The sequence below is a fragment of the Pseudomonas putida genome, from assembly GCF_002906855.1.
In the GTDB taxonomy this organism is placed as follows: domain Bacteria; phylum Pseudomonadota; class Gammaproteobacteria; order Pseudomonadales; family Pseudomonadaceae; genus Aquipseudomonas; species Aquipseudomonas putida_N.
This window is the reverse complement of the sequence record NZ_MINI01000028.1, coordinates 1,027,045-1,044,865: the sequence shown is the minus strand read 5'-3', so window position 1 is coordinate 1,044,865 and position 17,821 is coordinate 1,027,045. Positions and strand designations below refer to the sequence as shown.

The following is a 17,821-nucleotide window of genomic DNA, read 5'->3' as shown; positions in this document are numbered from 1 at the left end:
GCCGATGCATTGCTGCCAAACATGGGCCATCAGATTATACCGGCGTCTCTCTGTAACTTGGCGATATAGGAGTTCAACGCCTTAGCAAATACTGGCAGGGTCTCATTCACAAAAACCCAATCAAAAGTCAGTAAGGCGCTGGTCCATCCTACGCTGTAGATAACCCCATCCTCACCGATTTCTTTGTCCCCATGAGTCATGTTGAAGCTTTCGTGATCAAAGTGGGCACCATGCTTGTCTCTGTATCCCTTCGCGGCCTCTAGAAACTCATAAAACTTGACTTTAACGTCACCTGAGAAGGCCTCAGAAATCACCTCAGCGACAATCGGCTCCCAAAACGATTTCTTATTTCCCGCAATAACCCCGGGTTTACCCCAACCAGAATTAAAAATAGTGCACAACTTTATAATGATTTCTTCTGTGATTAATTCATCAATAAGGTGAACATCGTGAACATCAGGAAACAAGGAGCCATGCTCTGATTCAAAACTATCTAATGCCTCGCCCTCAAGTCGCAGACCAGTTTTTAATCTGCGACGTTCCTGATCATACAGCTCAGTAATATTTTTTGGCCTTCCAGTTCTGCAGAAGCGGTCTACTCGTTGCATAAGCGCCAGGAGATCCAAAACCCTAGCCAGTGCTATTTGCCACAAATACAACCTACCTAGTGTTTCTTTCATGGTTATCTTTTTTAATTTGGTATTGAAGCGGACATGATCGCCGACCTGGGCGGTGATGAAATGCACTTTAGGCCAAGAGATACTCTCAGCGATAGGCCGATCAGCCTTACGCCAAGAAAATCATGCCCCCCTGGCCGCTGCCGAGGGCACCCAAGACAACCCGTTGCACGAACTCATCAGCCCACCGGAAAAATCTGGTCCTGCGAGATATTGATTTCCAGCTGCGCGGAAAGCTATCGGCTGTCACCGTTGCCTTCAATGACTACAGGGGGCCTCATGATCAGGCAGTTGACCACTCTCTCGCTCGCCGCACTCGTTGCGGGTTGTGCGATTCAGAAGGCTGAGCAGCCGCCGAAGCCGGCGTTCGATAGCAGCCGCAATCCCGAATGGCTGTCTCCGGACATCTACCCGAACGGAGCAAGTCCGGAGAAGGAACCCGTCGTTCGGTATGGCCGCTACACCTTGGTGAGCACCCAACCCGACGCGAGCCAGCGCGACCTGATGGCACAGATCATCGACGTGACCATCCCATCGAGCATGAACCCCAGCGTTCGGGACGCCATGCTCTACGTGGTCGACCGGTCAGGTTACGCCCTCTGCCCGCCCAGCTCGCAACACGTCAACATCCTGTACACCCGACCTCTGCCAGCAGCCCAGTACAAGCTCGGCCCAATGACTCTGCGAAACACCCTGCAGGTCCTCGCGGGCCCGGCCTGGCAGGTGAAAGTCGATGAGGTGAACCGTCAGGTGTGCTTCGTGCTTCGCCCCGGTTACCAATTGCCAACCCCGTCGACGCCGGCAGGCCAACTCTACGCCGACAAAGCGCGGGCTCCTGGAACCAGCCCCGCCACACCAGCCTCGACGCCAGGCGTAGTCGTCGCCGCAGTGCCTACTCCCGCCCCCATCTCCACGACTACACCCGCTGTCGCAGCCCCAGCGGCAGTGGCTCCCGCGCTCCCCCCAATGGCACCCGCCAAGGATGGCTCTATCCCGGCTGCGATGGTAACCACCGCGGCTAAACCTTCGACACCTGCGTCCCCAGCACCGAATGCGCCCAACCAACTTGCAGCATCCAAGCCAGCGGCTGCCGTGACCACTACAGCAGTGGTGGCCCCGGCCATCGAGGTCAAGCCCGCCACACCACCCCGGCCGCTGCCCCAAGTATGGACGGCCGAAGTTGGATCAACCCTGCGCGATACCGTTGAAGAATGGGCCAAAAAAGCCCGGTGGCGGGTGATCTGGGCCCAGGAAGACCTCAACTATCCGATCGAGGCACCGCTGCACTTCGAAGGCCCGTTCCAGGAAGCCATTAAGCAGCTGTTCCCGCTCTACGACAATGCCCCGCGATCCTTCGTCGTCGACGGTAGCGAAGGCTCCCAGAGCGTCTTGTACGTCGCTGAGAGGAAGAAGAAATGAACAAGTTTTCTTGGGTCCGCTGGGCATTGACCCCGATCGCCTTGGCCCTGCTGAGCAGCTGTGCCGTGCAACGGGTTAATGAGTCGTTCGACCGAGCAGAGTTCCAGGGCCGCACGGCTGGCCAGTACACCAAGTTCCTGCAGAACCAGCAGCCACAACAAAACCGCGACACGGTCGTTTTCAGCAACAAGCCCTGGGTTTCCACTGAGCCGCTGGTGACCAGGCGCGGGCTCCCGTTCAGCCTGGACCGTGACATTGCCTATCGGCCTGCAGGCCCAGTGTCGATCACCGACGTGGCTCAGCTGATCACCAAGGAAACCGGGCTGCAGGTCATTGTAGCGCCTGACGCATTGAACCCCGGGATCCTCTCCTCGAAGTCTGCCGGCACTACCGCTCGCGGCGCCGCTCAGGCTGTACCTGATCCAGACAGCCTAGCGGGTCTTCTGCCAAATGGCATGGCGGGGGCAATGCCTGGCAGCGCAAGCTCATTCGACTTGGGCCTCGGCAGCGGAGGACTGATCTCCGGCCTGAACTACAACGGCAAAACCTCCGGGCTGCTTAACCAGGCCACCTCACGCCTGGGGCTGTCGTGGCACTTCGACCCTGAGCTGCAGGGCGTGCGCATTACCTACTTCGACACCCGCACCTTCGACGTCTGGACATTCGGCGACGAGTTGGAGATCGAGAGTACCGTCAAGTCGGGCCTGCTGACCTCCACCGGCAACGGCGACTCGGGCTCTTCGACATCTTCGGGGGGAGCCACGGGTGAATCCGGCAGCAACCAGAGCACCAAGTCGACGTACAAAACCTCACTGATGAGCGACATCGAGAGCAACGTCAAGGCCATGCTCAGCATGCAGCCTCCAGGGCGGCTGTATCTCTCTCGCTCTACCGGCACGCTCACCGTCAGCGACCGGCCGGAGGTGCTGAATCGAATTTCGGCCTACCTGAAAGATACCAACCGCAGCATCACTCGACAGGTGCTGTTCAACGTCAAGGTCTACGAGGTTAACTTCAGCGACAGCGACCAGACGGCTGTCAACTGGAGCGCTGTCTACAAGTCCATCTCCGGGAAATGGGGTTTCGGCCTGAGCAACACCGTCGCCGGCATCAGTTCCGAGGCGATCTCTGCCAGCGGCAGCATTCTGGATACGTCCAGCTCTCCGTGGGCAGGCTCCAAGGCCGTCGTGCAAGCCCTGTCAGAACAGGGGCGCGTCTCCGAAGTGCGCTCGCCATCGGTGACCACGCTGAACCTGCAGCCGGCACCGATCCAGATCGGCAACGTCCAAAGCTATGTCGCCTCCAGCTCGACCACCACCACCGCTTCCGTCGGTTCCAGCACCGCACTGACACCGGCGACGATCACCAGTGGCTTCAACATGATGCTGCTGCCCAAGCTCCTGGACAAAGAAAACATGCTGCTGATGATCACCCTCAGCATCAGCAGCAAGCCAATCTTCAAGGACTTCGAGAGCAACGACTCCAAGGTCCAGACCACGGACTACGACACCAAGAACGTGGCGCCCAAGGTCCGTCTGCGCAGCGGTGAGACACTGATTCTGACTGGGTTCGACGAGAACGGGGATGACGCCCGTAAATCCGGCGTTGGCAGTCCTAGCTTCTTTGGCTTGGGCGGTGGGCGAACCCGCTCGACGTCCCACAGCGCCCTGGTGGTACTGGTGACACCAATCGTCCTCCCGGACAACCTGTAAGTGGCGGCGCTCATGAACACCGATACACACAAACCTTCGAGCCGGGTGCAGACCATCCAGCACCGGGGGCGTGTCTTCGTCACTGGCATGCTCTGGACGCCCCTGGGCAACATGACCAGCTACATGAAGGAAGCCCGTCAGTATGGCCATGAGCACGGCCTGGACATCGTGGCTATCCGAAGAACGTCGCTCATGATCCAGGCGGGCTTTGTTTCCCGCTCCGCTGACGTTCACAAAGGCATGTACTCGCTGGCTGCGACCTTGGCTGGCCAGCTCGGTGATTCATGGATTGCTGCCTGGGCCGTCGACGCCGATCAAGATCGCTATGCCATCGTCGCTGTCCATGAGGGCAGGATCATCCCGGGTTGCGACCTGATTGCCACGGCATCGGAAGTCCGTAAACGGGTGTTGCAGCAACGCAGTCGCGGCATCCAGTTTGAGCGAGAGTTCTTACCAACCGAGTTTGGCATGGGCGGCGACCTCATCGACATCGATGAGCTGCTCCAGCCGTCCCGGCTCAAGCGTGAATACCGGCTGCGTCCACTCGTGTTCGGTATGTCCAAGCCTGAGCTGGCTCAGTTGCTCCTGGTGGCCCTCTTGATCGGTGGAGGGCTACTGGCCTGGTCACAATGGAAATCCCATCAGGCAGAGATCGCGCGTCAAGCTGCCATCGAGGCGGAGAAGAAACGCCTCGAGGAGCTGGCCGAGCTGCAGAGGCAAACAGGCACGGAACAACCCATCCAGGCGCTGGAGCACCCCTGGGCGAAACAGCCCTCGGTCACCGATTTCGTTGAGGCCTGCAGCAGGTTCATGAACCGATTGCCGCTGAGTATCCGCGGCTGGCCCTTCATGGAGGCAAAGTGCAACAGTTCACAGGTTATTGCGACCTACGAACGCGCAGGTAACAGCACCGCTCACGAGTTCACGATGGCTGTCGCAGAACTCTTCTCTATCCGCCCGGAGTTCATCAATCAGGGTAAGACCGGGCTGCTGAAATTCGACATTTCCCTTGATGCTGCCGGTGACGACGCCCTCATTGAGGCCAGAGATGCTCTGGAGAATTTGACCAGTTGGTTCCATGGTTTCTCTCAGGAACCGCAGTTGCAACCGATCCCCGTTGTTACGCCTCAGGAACCTGCTCTGCCAGGTCAACCCACGCCACCTCCGCCGCCGCCTCCCCAGTGGCAGCAGTACCAGCTGTCGTACACCTCTGGCGTGCTGCCCTACGACTCCTTCAATGGCGCTCCAACCCAAGGGCTGCGCCTGCAGGAGATCAAGACCGAATACAAGGCCGACCACCTGATCTGGTCAGTCACAGGAGTCCTGTATGCGAAATAACTTCAGCCTGATCCTGCTCACGCTCTGGATGCCAATTGCCGGAGCACAGACAGCGACAGATCTCTCAGCCATCAGCGTCGGCGAGCTCGGCAAGGTGCAGAGCGAAACCATCTTGTTCAAGGCAAAAGCCGAACGCGCGAAGGCAGAGCTCGAGGCAAACGGCACACTACCTAGCCCCCCCCAGCCAGTGACGCAGTTTCCTACTGTCGGGCTCACTCCCGCCATGACGGCTACATCCTCAGGGCCGCGCCAATCGGCATTGCCGGTGGTGAAAGAAATCAGCGGCTCCGGACAGAAATTACGGGCAAGCCTGATCTACAGCGACGGCAGCGAGCTTGACGCCAAGCCTGGCAGCGAGCTGCCGAACGGTTTCCGGGTCCAACAGATCACGCTCGATGGGGTCGTGCTGACCAAGGAGGGAAAGCGATACCCACTTGGATTCGGTAACCGGGTGGTATCTCAGCCACAACAGAGCCTCCCCGGCCTCCTGCCCGGCCAACCCTGAGGAGTATTGACCATGACCGAGCTATCCGCAGAGCCCGTCGATCTTGAGCCTGCCGAACTGACTTTGGCGCCGTTGCCAGTGGCGGTACTGACCGCCCCAGGCGGCCCTCATGCGATTAAGGAAGACTTGCGCCAGGTCCTGGCCATGACCGCCGATGGGAAGCTGTACATCTCTCCCCAACACGTCAGTGACCCCTACGTGATGGCATTCATGGACCAGCTTGAGCACAAAGGCATTGACTACGAAGTGGTCTTAGCCTCGATGACTGAGATCAAGACGCTGTATCAAGCCTCGGCGTCGAGGGGCATGAAGGCACTTGTCGAAACCCAGCGCCAAGCCCAGGTGGTGGAGTTCATGGGGGACGCCCACCGGCGCGGCGCCAGTGATGTTCACATCGTCGTTTCGCACGATGTCACCCGGATCAAGTATCGGCTGTATGGGGTCCTTCAGGAGGTACGCCAGGAAAAGAGCGACGTAGGGCGTGAATTCTGCGCTGCTCTGTACAACAGCATGTGCGATGTTTCTGGCGATTACTACCAGCCCCACATCGCTCAGGATGCCCGCGTCAGCCGTAAGTTTGTCGACCAACTGGGCTTGTACGGCGCTCGGGTTGCAACCCGGCCGCTGGTGGATGGCCCGCTGATGGTGATGCGTCTGCTGTACGACGATACCTCCAAGCAGAGCTTCGAAGAGCTCGGCTTCCTGCCTCAGCAGATCGAGCACTTCAGAAGACTGCGGAGCCTGCCTTACGGACTTAACCTGATTACTGGCCCAACAGGATCCGGAAAATCCAAGACCCTGCAGGTCAATCTCAACGCGCTGTATGACGAGACTGGTGGCTCCAGGCACATCCTCACGCTCGAGCATCCCCCTGAGTATCCGCTCAAGGCTAACCAGTCACCGATTTACGCCGGCGAGACTTGGGGTGACGGTATTACCAATGCCGTACGGCTTGACCCAGATGTCCTCATGTACGGTGAGTTGCGCGACCTGGCGTCAGCCCAGGCGGCGTACACCGGCGCCATGACTGGTCACCAGAGCTGGTCAACCCTGCACACGAACAACGTGATCGCCACCATCCAGCGCCTGATTGACATGGGCGTGGCTGATTACCTGGTCACCGATCCACTGCTGACCACTGGGATCGCTAACCAGTCATTAGTGCCGGTGCTCTGCCCTGCTTGCCGCATCCCGCTGCGTGAGCATAACCACGGCATCAGCAAGGATCTCTTCGCCCGGCTGAAGCAGCTGCAGATCGTCGACCAAGTCAATCTGGTCGGTGAAGGTTGTAGCAAGTGCAGGAACCTTGGGGTCGTCGATCGCACCGTTATCGCCGAAACCTTGCTGACCAACGTCAAGCTCATGGATACGTTCACCAAGCGCGGTGCAAGCGCTGCGCGCAGGTACTGGGTCAACGAGATGGGTGGCATCACCAAGATCGCCCACGGGATCATGAAAGTCACCAGCGGGATAGTAGACCCACGCGATGCCGAGCTCTTCGCTGGGCCGCTCGACTTCGACAGGCAGCTGATGGAGCAATCCGATGTTTGAATTGCTTCAGGACTTCTGGACAGGTGTACGGGAGGCCGCCCAGGGCTGGGCGGTCACCTTCTATGCAAAGCAGTTTGGGAAGAACGAGCGAATCCAGTTCTACGAGAGCCTGATGGGCGTCCTGGAGGACGGTATCCCGATCGAAGAAGCACTGGAGACCGTTGCCAAGGCGTTCAGCAATGACGGTAAAACGATGCATCCCGTGTCAGTCATTTGTGGTCAGGTGGCGATGCTAGTGCGGGGAGGAAAATCTCTCGCCGACGCCTGCAGGAGCCATTTGCCATATGACGAGGCTTCCCTGGTCGATACCGGGGAGAAAACCGGCAACCTTGTGGAGGCTTTCCGGGACTGCGTTCGGCTCATCGAGGCCCGCCAACGCATTTCTCGCCTGGTTGTCTCCGTCGTAGCGCTTCCATCGATTACCTGGAGCCTCATGGGGGCGCTGCTGTATGTCATCGCCACCTGGATGGTGCCGTCGATGGCTCAGCGGCAAGATCCAGAGCTGTGGACCGGCATCCCAAGTCTGCTCTATGTAATTTCCAAGGTAGTCACGAACTACGGACTTCTGATCGTTGCAGTCGTGCTGACCCTGGTCGTCGTCTCGTTCGTGACCCTCCCATACTTCTGCGGCCTGCAGGTTCGACCGAACAGCCCGGTTTGGAAAACGCAGCTCAGCTTGCTACTGCAGACCACCAGGCTGCGGCTCGAAGGCATTCCCCCCTGGTCAATCTACAAAGTCCTGCACGGCTCAATCTTCCTGCTGAACATGTCAGTGATGCTCCGCGCCGGGGTGGGCCAACTGAGTGCGCTCAGCATTCTCAGCCGGAGCGCCTCTCCCTGGCTGCGAGAAAGGATCGACGCCATCAACTACGGCGTCAGTTCGGGTAAAGACTTCGGTACAGCACTCAAATTAGCCGGGCACCAGTTCCCGGATCCGATGGCCATCCATTTCCTGCAGGTCTTGGCCACACGCCAAAGTTTCGCCGCATCGATGGAGAGGTTCGCCAATCGCTGGCTCGAGCAAATGCTCAAGCGGGTGGAAACGGTCTCGAAGTCCCTTACAGCCCTATCCGCAGTAATCATGGGCCTGCTCATGATCTTCGTGATGGTCGGCATCTTCCAGCTGGCCATAGGCCTGATGGACTCAATCCAACACTAAGCACACAGCCCAGAGGCAACCAATGACACTCTCTACCCCAAAAAACCAACGTGGCTTCCTGTCCATCGACGGCGTGATGTGGATCATGCTCATTACCATCGCCTTAGGTTTCATCGCCTGGATCGGCTACAAGATGCTGGGGAGTTCCGATGCCGCTGTAGAGCAAAGCAACATCACCACCATCATCACCAACGCCAAAAAGCTGAAGGGATCTTCTGGATATGGCACATCGGGGACTAATCTCGTGCCTTCGCTGATCGCTATCGACGGAACCGGCTCAATGGGCGTTTCGGGCACCACCCTGACCAACCAGTGGAACGGCGCCGTCACGCTTGTGAGCAATGGCATGACCTTCACCCTCTCCGAGAGCAACGTCCCCAAAGCGGCTTGCATCACGCTGACCACCAAGATCGCCAAGGACAAGCAGACCACCACCGCCATCAATGGTGGCTCGGCAACCAGTGGCGAGGTCCTTCCCGCCGCCGCTACAACAAGCTGCTCCAACGAAATGAACTCGATCTCCTGGACTACTTACTGAAGGCTGCCAGCGTGAGCTTGATTGCAGATGCTGAGTTCGTGGACCTCTATCTTGGCCATGATTTTGCCGATGTGAAGGGGCTGGCAGGTCAGCCCCGCAAGGCCGCCGCTCCTCCGGAGTGGTTGACCGAGATCCAGGAACTGAGGGCGCGGTGTCTGCATCAGTACGAGACAACACGTGAGCCTGAATTCGCCCTCGTGTTAGAGGATCGCGTGCTCTTGCGAGTGACGTACAACCTGGACGTCTTCACTAAGCCGTTTTTTGTGCTGAATCGGTCAAGAGCAACCATCATCCCTCTCGAGGATCTTGGGTTACCGGACCATATTTACGAGTGCCTGCTCGCCGAAGAAACCCGGGGCCTGGTGTACTTCGCTGGTGAGATGGGCACCGGCAAGACCAGCAGTGCTGCCTCGGCGGTGAAGGCCCGCCTGACATCACGCGGCGGCCTGGGCCTGACTGTAGAAGACCCGCCGGAAACGCTCCTCCAAGGCGAACATGGCTCTGGCCGCTGCATCCAGTTGCCGGTTTCCCGTATGCAAGGCGGCTATTCAGAAACGCTGATACGCGCTCTTCGAACTCGCGCTGACCTCATCCTGGTCGGTGAAGTTCGAGACACGGCCACTGCCGCTGAAGTCATCAAAGCATCCATCAATGGCCATCTCATTTTCTCCACTGGGCACGGCGGCAGCATCGGGAGCTCCATCCAGCGCCTGGCTGTACTTGCCGAGCCCATCATGCCGAATGCCCTGGAGGTGCTCTCACAGGGGCTGACTGTGGTCATTCACCAAACCCTCCTCCGTCCAGACCACGGACAGCCGCGACTCACACTCCAAACGCTGTCACTGACCCTGGATGACGCGCCGTCCATCCGCGAGAAGATCCGCAGCGGACATCTTCAGATGATCGAGCAAGACATCGTCACCCAATCGAACAGGAGTCTCTGGCATGGCCAGTAAACGCGGGCAGGCTGGATTTTTTACCATTGATGGCCTGTTCGGCCTGATAGTGATGAGCATCATGCTGTCTCTCGCGGGTTGGTGGATGCTCAATTACGGCAACCAGCAGGACTACCGGATCGCCGCGGAACACCAGCGGACTGTCGCTGACGCTTTTGCCAAGTACCTCAAGGACAACTACTCCGTGGTGCTCAGCAATGCTGGCCCGACTACGCCTGTCCAGGTCACCGTAGACATGATGCAAAACACCAAATATCTGCCGGCGGGCTTCAGCTCGACCAATAGCTTCGGCCAGACCATCGTCGGCCTGGCCAGGCGCCTCAACGCTAACCAGCTCGAGGCCATTGTGGTGACCACCGGTGGCCAGGTCATCCCGGAACTCGGCATTCGGACCATCGCTGAGCATCTTGGCGGGCCGGGCGGATTCATATCGTCACTCAAGCCCGGAGTCATCCAGGGTGTGCGAGGTGGATGGGAAGTGGCGCTCAGCAACTACGGCATCAACCCTGGGCAGGGACATACCGCGAGCGCGCTCTTCTTGATGGACGGCGAGCTGGCCAACGACTACCTCTACCGCAACGCTGTCCCAGGCCACCCTGAATACAACCGGATGAACACCGCGATCGATATGGGTGGCAACGACATCAACAATGCCCGCGCGGTCACCGCGACGAGCGACATCACCAGTAAGGACGGCTGGTTCAGAAGCCAGAACGACACTGGGTGGGTGAACGAGAAGTGGGGGGGCGGCATCTACCAAGCTGATGCAGACTGGGTCAGGGTTCTTAACGACAAGGGCCTGTTGACAGGCGGAAAAATCCGCGGCGGGACACTGCAGGCGGACGGACGTGTGACAGTTGGGGAGTATCTGGATATCGAGAGCACCGCTGTTGAAGGACAGGCGTGCCCGAAGATCGGCATCCAGTCGAAAAACAACCTGGGCGCGCCCCTTACCTGCCAGTGCCTCACACCTTCTTGCCAATCCGGGGTGTGGCGTTCAGCTGGCGGTGGAAAGGTTCTTACTGGATTTATCACCCACGGCCAGCAAATCCCTCTTCCAAGCGGCAGTACCCAAGATAGCTGTACTTGGTCGGCTTCCGATGCGTCAAACCCTCACCCTGCCCCGAGACCCGATTATGCTGGCGGTAATTACGCTTACGCTGATAGCAATCGGATCGTAACCTGTGGCTTCTATGACAAAGGTGCATTCAACCCAGGCGGTGCATGTAGCTATGTGATCGCATGTAACTAGACGCCTGAAGCTGCTACTAGGATCGTAAGTGCTCCATGAACCCCACATTCAAAGCGCTTACCTGATGCCCGATGCTGTGCTCCCGATTTCCTTCTGGAGCCAGCCCTGCATGATGCGCCCCGACAGCTCTCAGACTACGAAGCCTTGCTGCCATGGAACTGCTCGCCAGAGATACCACGGTAAGCTGAGGCCCTATCTTTTAGAAGGTGGGGTTCATGGATCGCACTCCTAGGATCGCACGCATCGCGCGTACATACTTTGCCCTCTTGGGTATGAGCTATCAGCAGTTGATAGATACCAGAAACCATCAGCCCCTATGTAAATCTTCCCCCAATAACTATCGTAGTTATTCAAAGAAGCCATGCTGATCAGGGTGGGAAAGCAGAATCCTTCAGTGCTCGCAATCATGCGGACTGTTTGTTGGTAGCCGGCAATGTATTCGGCGGTCAGCTCAAATTTTGCTGCAGCCTGCCGCCACGCACCGGATTGGCAAACCTATTGGACACAAAAGAATGGAACTGCTGCTCCACCTGAAGCTATATCTAAGGCTGCGTCACTGAGGCGGAAAGTGAAGGCCGCTGCCGAGCCCCATTCACTAGTCCAGTAATAGACTCCATTATTGAGCCCCATTGATCTCAAAATGTGCATTTCCGACAGGCTTGCCAAATGCCATTTCTCACCCTTGGAACCGCAAACTTGGTTGGCGGCATACCAGGTGTTTGCTGGACTAACTTCATGTTTAAGTTTTCTATCACCACTGCCAGCCCACACCCCGGATTGGCAAGATGGTTACTTTTGGCAAACGTGATACCAATAGTATGGAGTTGCACCTGCGTAACTGAAACCTGTGAGGTTTGAGGAAAATCCCAACGGACAACTACATGCACCTGTTTGGGGGTTGGCAATACCACATCCTGATTCGGTCATTGACCCAACTCCTGTATATGCTCCCCCAAACCTTGCCGACACTGCTTTCCAAGCACCGGATTGGCAAGATGGTTATGCGTTACGTCGAACTGAATCGCCCCTGGTTTTCTAGACACTCTCCAAGCTCAGGAAATAGCGTTTCTCATACTCTACTGGAGACAGCTGCATAGCACTGCTGTGTCGGCGTTTAGGGTTATAGAACATCTCGATGTAATCGAAAATATCACTTCGGGCTTCTTCACGGGTTGTGTAGATCTTTCGTCGGATTCGCTCTCGCTTCAAAAGCTGGAAAAAGCTCTCGGCTACAGCATTGTCGTGGCAGTTTCCCCGCCGGCTCATGCTGCTGATTACATTGTTGGCCTTCAAAAAGCTTTTCCAATCCGAGCTACTGAACTGACTGCCTTGATCTGAGTGAATCATAACTTGCTGCTGAGGCTTGCGTCGCCAAACAGCCATCAACATCGCGTCGATAGCCAGGTCGCTGCACATCCTTGGCTTCATTGACCAACCAATTACTTGGCGTGAGAACAGATCCAGCACTACCGCGAGGTAGAGCCACCCTTCATAGGTGCGGATGTAAGTGATATCTGTCACCCAGACCTTGTTCGGCTCACTTACCTTGAACTGCCGCGCGAGGTGGTTGGGCGAGGCCACTGTTGGTTTTCCACCATAGAACCCTGGACGCCGCCGATAGCCCGTTTGAGAACGCAGCCCCTCCGCCTGCATCAAGCGCCTGACTCGATTTCGGCCGCATTCCTCTCCCAGCTCACGCAGGTCATCGTGAATTTTGCGGTAGCCGTATACACCTCCGCTTTCCAGCCAAGCGTGTTTGATCAAGCCAAGCAGACGTTGATCTTCTTTTGCTCGGGCAGATTGAGGCTCGGCCAGCCAGGCGTAATAGCCGCTGGGGTGCACCTTGAGGGTTTGGCAAAGGCGCCGCACCGGGTAATCAGTCGAGTGCTTCTTGATGAAGGCGTACTTCAGCCGCACTCCTTGGCAAAGTACGCGGCGGCCTTTTTTAAGATGTCTCGCTCTTCCGTCACGCGCTTGAGTTCAGCGCGTAGCTTGCGCAGTTCGGCCTGCTGATCGTCGTCTTGCTGACGCTGCTCTTGGGGCTTGCTGTAGACCTTGATCCAGGCGTAAAGACTGTGCACGGACATGCCCAGGCGCTGGGCGACATCGGCGACAGGTTTGCCTTTCTCGGTCACTTGCTTGACCGCTTCGATCTTGAATTCTTCGGGGTAACGCTGACGACTCATGGCACCTCCTATTTGGGCCTCATTATGAGGCTTGGAGGTGTCTACGAAACCAGGGGCGATTCAAACTGCTTGCCTGGCCTTGTAGTTTTAATAAGTTGTTCAAGTGTTGGTCTAGTGACGAAATTTGGTCGGAATCGGCCAAGCCTCGAGAAATCTGTCGCAAAGTCTCTAAGGATGCTCCGATCAACTTGTCGTGCAGCCGCGGCAAGTTGCAATTTTCCAGGCACCTACAGCGTCATTGGACGAAAAGTGACCGAAAAATCATGTACGGAGAGCTTTTTCGACCGGTTCTCCGTGTTAAACGCGAACCTCACCCATACCCATGAGCTGTTTTCGAACCCTCCACAGGTTTGCCAGGGCGAACAGCGTGGTCAACTGAGCCGTGTTTTTCATCAGCCCACGAAAACGTACTTTCACGTAACCAAACTGCCGCTTGATCACGCGAAACGGATGCTCGACCTTGGCCCGTGTCTGAGCCTTGCAGAACTCGATCTTGCGCTTGGCTTTGTACAGTACGCTGCGCTGGTTCAGCTTGGAATAGGTGCTGCGACGCGCTGCAATCTGCCAGATCACCCCCCGATTTTCATGCTCTTCGCGCCTTTCGACACCGGTGTAACCGGCATCTGCATACACGGCGTTTTCTTCGCCATGCAGCAGTTCAGCCACCTGCGTGACATCGGCCACATTGGCAGCGGTGCCATGGACGTGATGCACCAGGCCGGACTCGACATCGGCACCGATGTGCGCCTTCATCCCGAAGAAATACTGACCGCCTTTCTTGGTCTGGTGCATCTCGGGATCACGCTTGCCTTCTTTATTTTTGGTCGAGCTGGGGGCATGAATAATGGTGGCATCGACGATGGTGCCTTGGCGCAGCGACAGGCCTTTTTCCTGCAGATAACCATTGATGACCGCAAGGATTGCCGGTGCGAGCTGATGCTTCTCCAGCAAGTGCCGGAAGTTCATGATCGTGGTGTCTTCGGGGATTGGCGCGCTCAGCGTCAGGAGTGCGAACTGGCGCATGGGCGTGATTTCGTAGAGCGCTTCTTCCATGGCCGGGTCGCTCAGGGAGAACCAGTTCTGCAACAGATGGATGCGCAGCATGGTTTCCAGAGGATAGGGTTTTCTACCGCCGCCGGCCTTGGGGTAGAACGGTTCGATCAGCTCCAGCAGGCCTGCCCAGGGCACCACCTGATCCATTTCGGCGAGGAAGCGCTCTCGGCGGGTCTGCTTGCGCTTGCCGGCGTACTCAAAGTCGGAAAAGCTCATCTGGCTCATGGGCGGCTCGGATCAGGTGTTGCGGGGATTCTCGCATAACTGAAGGCTTGTTCGGAGATTCCCTAATGCTTTAGCAGACTCTGCAACAGCCTCAGAGTGTTCTTTGGTCGCCAACTGCTCAAGAAGAGCATGCTGTGAGCTCAAGCTGGAAATAGTGGCCTTGATGAAAACGAGAAAATCCAAACTATTCATCTCACCACTCCCTTATCGATGAGGTTATTGGTAGGTCTTTAACCCCAACCGTGTACCCATAGAAATTGTAATGGGTAAGGACCCCTGCATTCGCCACAGCACAGCTGACGCTACTGCCACAGAACACGTATCCGAAACCACCGCATACATTGGACCGACACTTGATGGTTCCAGAAAACAGACTACCCGTTACGCTACCGGTGCCGCTGTACCCAGTATTGCCGTTAATGCCGATTTGCCATCCGCCAAGCTCGCCCGAGCCGGCGGCTGTCCACACCCCGGATTGGCAAACCTGTTAAGGCTTGCTGCAAGAGTAAGTTAGGCATGGATTACAGCCACCTATCTGGACACCTCCGATCAGGTTTGGAACCAGTCCCGTCGGGCAGCTATATCCACCGGTAAATCTATTCACGTACTGCCCGGTTATCCCAGTCATAAAGCCAGAACCTACACCATCTGCAGAACCGCCCGATTTCCACACCCCGGATTGGCAATAGGATTGCCCCAAGATGCCCAATCCACAAGGCCTGGGCAATCTCAAGACATCACCTAATCACCGCAAAAAAGTGTGAGCCCCATCTGAGGGGCAATTCTGGCTCAACGGGTCGAGCATGATTATTTCGCCCTCGTTAACCTGCTCCAGATACTGATCAGGAGCTGGAATAGGCTCCTTGTCCCTTAACGACACCATCAGATGACGTAGCAGCGCATCTTCCGCCACTCGCTTTGCCAACTCTGCAGTACCCCCAGCGCCTTGTACACCATCGAAGTCGAGCACCCGCACGGTGACGCCGCTGGGTGTTTCCGAAACGACAGCAGGATACGGCACCAGGTGATTGATGATCACCTGCTGGCCACGGTGCTTGTTCCCCTCAAGCTTTTTCACCAATCGGGACGCTTTCAAGTGGGTGTACCTCTTCAACATCGCCAGGCTCTTGTGACCACTGATCGCAGCAATTTCCATAATGTCGAGTGTGCCGAGCTCGAAGAGGCGCGAGCAGGCTTCATGCCGGAGGTCGTGGAAATGAAGGTCCTTGATGTCCAGCCGTTGCAGCATGATGCGCCAGGCCGACTTCAACCCATTAGCGGTATAGCCAAACACCTTGCCCTTCGTCCGTGCCCCGAGCTGGATCAACGCATCACGAGCTTTGAGGCTCAGGGGCACATCCCTCTTCGATCCGTTCTTGGTATCGGGGAGGTGCGCAATTCGCCGCTGTAGGCTGATGTGCTCCCACTCAAGCTTCAACAGTTCCCCCTGGCGCATAGCTGTCTCGATCGCCAGCACAACCAGGACATAGAGGTCTGGTGTGGGATGCGCATGGCAATAACGCATGATCTGGCGCTCCTCGCGGGCAGTTAGTCGCCGATCTCGGCCAGGTGCTGCTTTCGGTTTGCGTACGTTCGAGACCGGGTTCGACTCGCACACCCCCCACTCGATCCGGCCAATGTCGAACACGTTCGACAGCAGCGACATTTCCAGGCGCACCGTAGATGGTGATATGGGTAAACCCGTTTTAGGGTTGGTCTGCAAGAGACGCTCGTCGCGGAGACTAGCGATATCAGGGCTTCGAAAATCACGCATGTTCTTGTCGGCATACTTCGACTTAAGCAGACTTGAGATACGGTAACTCTCTTGTACAAAGCCTTTCTTTAGTACGGAGACTTTCTGTCGATAAAGGGTCAGGCCTTCAGCGAGCGTCATGTCCTGGGTCATTCAACTCTTCCAGTTTGGCCTGCAGCAGCCTGGCCAGCTGGTCGAATTGGATTTCCAATGCGCAGCAAAGGTTGAAAACGGTATCCAGGGTTGGAGATTTGTGGCCACGCTCAAGCAGACTGATGTACGACCTATCTACACCAGCTTCGAAGCTCAGCTTTTCTTGCGAGATGCCCCGAGCAGTGCGCAGCTCGGCCAGCACCATGCCGAATGCATGATTGTGCTTTTTCGAAGAGTCTGGTTGTAATTCCAAAAGTCCAACCCGAGATCACGAGATCAAAGGTCAGAATTTTCGGGTTGTTGACTATAATCGTCAGCGGACTATAGTCCACAACGCTCATCCCCCAGGATTTCCTCATGTACATCTACTGGATCGCTATGACCCTGCTGATCGTGGCAGGAGGCATCTTCACTCAGGTGCAGCACACCGATGAGGCCGTGACTGAGCAGGCCACGATCGATGCCCTCAGCCGGAGTATGTTGATCTACCGCTCGGCCGCAGCAGAGTATGCCCGGACCAACCCTGGGTTCACTGGAGCACCGACGGACTCATCCCTGAACCTTCCAAGCTGGTACACCAAGCAAAGCGGGATCGCCACATACATCGTGAGTGGTGTGTCCTACACCTACATCGCGGGAACGGTTCCTGCCGGCCTGCCGGCTGCACTGACCGAGCGCACTGAGTCCGCCACCGTTGGTGTGAAGAGGTCTGGCCAGTTGTTCTCACCGAAGGTGGGTAACATGGCCATAGCCGTTCCAGCGCCCGTCCCAGAGGGGGCAGTCGTTGCGGTCTATTGACAGTTGACGCCTCGCGAAAAAGCCTACGAGCCTTGCATCCCGGCCATGGTACAACCCATAATGACATCAGTTTTGGTTCAACCCCGCTGGCTACTGACGGTCATCAGTAGCGCCCAGGTGTTGTGGTTCGCCTCAACACCAAACCGTAAGCACGCTATAGCTCCGGGAAGGGCGTGCGGATCTGGTTGAAAGCTCTCCCTGTGTCTCCCTGCTCTCTCTAGTCGCGCAGCCGTCTAACTCGTGATGATCGAGTTCACAGGCACATAGAGTTTCAAGAGGTTCGGTGCTTCTTTGATCCAAGGGCCACATTGGTAATGTGGCCCCTCCTCTTTCCTTCCCCTTGGGTAGCCTGATGGACTTGTCGAAGGTCCATGAGGCTACCCAATGGGTACTCTCTCCTTTGCCGGTGGCCCGCCGGCGATAAGCCGGGCTCCTTTTGTGCGCGGATGCGTGCCTCATGTTTGCTGGCCAAAGCCACGAGAATGGCCAGGTGATGAGAGTCGAAACGATCAATGCCCAGGGATCGACGATTCCGACACAGGTGGC

At 57.0% G+C, this 17,821-nt stretch carries 15 protein-coding genes; 10 read left to right on the top strand and 5 right to left on the bottom strand.

Going from position 1 to position 17,821, the window contains the following annotated elements:
• Positions 1-29: 29 nt before the first annotated feature.
• Positions 30-680, bottom strand: coding sequence for a hypothetical protein (locus tag BGP85_RS05155; protein ID WP_023628785.1), 651 nt, complete (start codon positions 678-680; stop codon positions 30-32).
• A 276-nt stretch (positions 681-956) separates the two neighbouring features.
• Between BGP85_RS05155 and pilL2 the strand changes: the two genes are divergently transcribed.
• Genes pilL2 through pilV form a run of 9 tightly spaced genes read left to right on the top strand, consistent with a single transcriptional unit; the run spans position 957 to position 11,107 of the window.
• Positions 957-2,096 carry a PFGI-1 class ICE element type IV pilus protein PilL2 gene (gene pilL2, locus BGP85_RS05150; protein WP_038707446.1) on the top strand — a complete coding sequence of 380 codons (1,140 nt, stop codon included), beginning with the start codon at positions 957-959 and terminating at the stop codon, positions 2,094-2,096.
• The gene (gene pilN, locus BGP85_RS05145; protein ID WP_023628786.1) at positions 2,093-3,808 is read left to right on the top strand and encodes a PilN family type IVB pilus formation outer membrane protein; all 1,716 of its coding nucleotides are present in this window, start codon (positions 2,093-2,095) and stop codon (positions 3,806-3,808) included. The genes pilL2 and pilN overlap by 4 nt, the downstream gene beginning before the upstream one ends.
• Positions 3,809-3,820: 12 nt before the next feature.
• Complete coding sequence (gene pilO2 / locus BGP85_RS05140) at positions 3,821-5,146, top strand: type 4b pilus protein PilO2 (protein WP_028692969.1); 1,326 nt, start codon at positions 3,821-3,823, stop codon at positions 5,144-5,146.
• Positions 5,136-5,651, top strand: coding sequence for a type IV pilus biogenesis protein PilP (gene pilP, locus BGP85_RS05135; RefSeq protein ID WP_023628942.1), 516 nt, complete (start codon positions 5,136-5,138; stop codon positions 5,649-5,651). The genes pilO2 and pilP overlap by 11 nt, the downstream gene beginning before the upstream one ends.
• 12 nt (positions 5,652-5,663) lie before the next feature.
• A complete protein-coding gene (locus BGP85_RS05130; protein WP_023628941.1) occupies positions 5,664-7,202 on the top strand; it encodes a GspE/PulE family protein in 1,539 nt (512 codons plus the stop codon).
• Positions 7,195-8,361: a type II secretion system F family protein gene (locus tag BGP85_RS05125; protein WP_023628940.1), complete on the top strand. Its 1,167-nt coding sequence runs from the start codon at positions 7,195-7,197 to the stop codon at positions 8,359-8,361. The genes BGP85_RS05130 and BGP85_RS05125 overlap by 8 nt, the downstream gene beginning before the upstream one ends.
• A 22-nt stretch (positions 8,362-8,383) precedes the next feature.
• Positions 8,384-8,899, top strand: coding sequence for a type 4 pilus major pilin (locus BGP85_RS05120; RefSeq protein ID WP_023628939.1), 516 nt, complete (start codon positions 8,384-8,386; stop codon positions 8,897-8,899).
• Between the two features lie 11 nt (positions 8,900-8,910).
• Positions 8,911-9,855, top strand: coding sequence for an ATPase, T2SS/T4P/T4SS family (locus BGP85_RS05115; protein ID WP_023628938.1), 945 nt, complete (start codon positions 8,911-8,913; stop codon positions 9,853-9,855).
• Positions 9,845-11,107 (top strand): shufflon system plasmid conjugative transfer pilus tip adhesin PilV, encoded by a 1,263-nt coding sequence (gene pilV / locus BGP85_RS05110; RefSeq protein ID WP_023628937.1) that lies wholly within the window; start codon positions 9,845-9,847, stop codon positions 11,105-11,107. The genes BGP85_RS05115 and pilV overlap by 11 nt, the downstream gene beginning before the upstream one ends.
• Before the next feature lie 1,035 nt (positions 11,108-12,142).
• Here the strand turns inward: pilV and BGP85_RS05100 are convergent.
• The 4 genes from BGP85_RS05100 to BGP85_RS05085 form a co-directional block, all read right to left on the bottom strand.
• Positions 12,143-13,293 (bottom strand): IS3 family transposase gene (locus tag BGP85_RS05100; RefSeq protein ID WP_087535084.1). Its coding sequence is split into 2 segments (ribosomal slippage): positions 12,143-13,059 and positions 13,059-13,293, totalling 1,152 coding nucleotides; the frame shifts between segments, so codons are not numbered across the junction.
• 297 nt (positions 13,294-13,590) lie between these two features.
• Entirely contained in the window at positions 13,591-14,571 is a 981-nt protein-coding gene (locus BGP85_RS05095; protein ID WP_004576175.1) for an IS5-like element ISPa41 family transposase, read from the bottom strand.
• A 745-nt stretch (positions 14,572-15,316) separates the two neighbouring features.
• Complete coding sequence (locus tag BGP85_RS05090) at positions 15,317-16,477, bottom strand: tyrosine-type recombinase/integrase (RefSeq protein WP_028692968.1); 1,161 nt, start codon at positions 16,475-16,477, stop codon at positions 15,317-15,319.
• Positions 16,452-16,730 (bottom strand): helix-turn-helix domain-containing protein, encoded by a 279-nt coding sequence (locus BGP85_RS05085; protein WP_230852927.1) that lies wholly within the window; start codon positions 16,728-16,730, stop codon positions 16,452-16,454. Before BGP85_RS05085 ends, BGP85_RS05090 begins: the two co-directional genes overlap by 26 nt.
• A 104-nt stretch (positions 16,731-16,834) precedes the next feature.
• Between BGP85_RS05085 and pilM the strand changes: the two genes are divergently transcribed.
• Positions 16,835-17,275, top strand: coding sequence for a type IV pilus biogenesis protein PilM (gene pilM / locus BGP85_RS05080; protein ID WP_023629574.1), 441 nt, complete (start codon positions 16,835-16,837; stop codon positions 17,273-17,275).
• Positions 17,276-17,821 lie beyond the last annotated feature (546 nt).